The 1,027-nt window shown below is 36.7% G+C and carries 2 protein-coding genes; one reads left to right on the forward strand and one right to left on the reverse strand.

The window, feature by feature from the left end; translation table 11 throughout:
* Positions 1–44 precede the first annotated feature (44 nt).
* Positions 45–632, forward strand: coding sequence for a hypothetical protein (locus PPOP_RS17845; protein ID WP_006288063.1), 588 nt, complete (start codon positions 45–47; stop codon positions 630–632).
* 182 nt (positions 633–814) lie between these two features.
* On the opposite strand, the gene PPOP_RS23045 is transcribed toward PPOP_RS17845, so the two are convergent.
* Positions 815–1,027, reverse strand: a 213-nt coding sequence (locus tag PPOP_RS23045; RefSeq protein WP_006288064.1) for a hypothetical protein, incomplete at its 5' end; no start/stop codon positions are given.

The following is a 1,027-nucleotide window of genomic DNA, read 5'->3' on the forward strand; positions in this document are numbered from 1 at the left end:
TTTTTATGTTACATGATAAAAAAAGAAGAAGGAGATGATTTTATATGCAGCTTGATATAAATAAACTGTATGAAACGTACCTGACTTTACATATTCCTAATCCGTTTACGCTAGATCAAATCGGCGCAAGATTAATAAAACAATATGCGGCAAAACAAATAACCAAAGAAAAATTTATTGAATGTTATGACCCTAGTTTCCCTGAAGACCTCTATGCAGATTTTCATACGGTCGTTACTGTTTATATTTTTCGTGATCAAGAAGGAATGAAAAAACTGCTTACCCTTGATTCCCCCGATGAAAAAGTATCATTTTACGAAGATATTAACTATAGTAGACATGGCTGTAATCTTATCCTTAATTCCGATGATCAAGTATATATGTCAGGTGGAACAACACAAATAGGCACAAAATTATTAACTCTTGAAACAAAAATCTTTATGGGAATTGATGAAGAAAATGCAGTTCTAGGAAACGTAAAATTTGAAAGCTACTTAAAAGCATTATACTTAGTTGGATATATACAATTTGAAAATGATCCACTCATTGAAAAAGCTCGCCAACTATATAGGGAAGGTTACCGGTTACAAAGGTTTGGGACTCAAACCGGTAACAATACAAAATTTCTGTAAAATGGGTTATCTTAAATTGGGTCGAAGTTTTTATGTTACATGACCTATGCAGTCCCAGGTAAGCCTTGGTAAATATCCGGTTTGGGCGTAGCCCAAAGAAGCATCAAATCATGCTCCGGCCCAAATAATTCAATAAGCCTTGCAAATGGCTGCACTTGTGTGTCTCAATCAATAGAGATTCGCTAAATACCCTTGTGGTTTTTCATGCAAACCTGACAACGAGCGTGGAAGAGGCCACGAACCATTTTGCCGTGGGTATAGCCTTCATCATCACTCGTTTTTTCTTTGTTCAGTTCAAAGCGCGCTACAGCTAACAAGGTTTCTGCCGTAAACAATAGCTCAAAATGAGCATGATGATGCGCCTCGGATTCGGAGTGGCATTTCTCAAAAGCCAA

This window comes from Paenibacillus popilliae ATCC 14706, assembly GCF_000315235.1.
GTDB classification, from domain to species: Bacteria; Bacillota; Bacilli; order Paenibacillales; family Paenibacillaceae; genus Paenibacillus_B; species Paenibacillus_B popilliae.